This is a genomic window from Peribacillus sp. SIMBA_075, from assembly GCF_046534585.1.
In genome coordinates, this window is record NZ_JAWRYN010000273.1 from 1 (window position 1) to 335 (window position 335).

Annotated in this window: 1 tRNA gene and 1 rRNA gene; both read right to left on the reverse strand. The window is 51.0% G+C overall.

From position 1 onward, the window contains the following. Positions 1-118: 118 nt before the first annotated feature. Positions 119-195 (reverse strand) — tRNA-Ile (locus SB775_RS28210). 64 nt (positions 196-259) lie between these two features. Beyond that, positions 260-335, reverse strand: a 16S ribosomal RNA gene (locus SB775_RS28215); the annotation flags it as partial.

Here is a 335-nt window from a genome sequence, read left to right on the forward strand (position 1 = left end):
TGCAAGGCAGGCGCTCTCCAACTGAGCTACAGCCCCATAGAGAAACCTCAAAAGGTGAAGCTTATGCTTCGTGGGTAATTCCGAATACTTTTCGAGGACCCCTCAGCAAAGCAATAGATGGTGGGCCTAGGCTGACTCGAACAGCCGACCTCACGCTTATCAGGCGTGCGCTCTAACCAACTGAGCTATAGGCCCGCAAAGGAGAAATACTCCTTCAAAACTGAACAGCGAATGTGCGTTAATCGTCATATCTCCATAGAAAGGAGGTGATCCATCCGCACCTTCCGGTACGGATACCTTGTTACGACTTCACCCCAGTCATCTACCCCACCTTC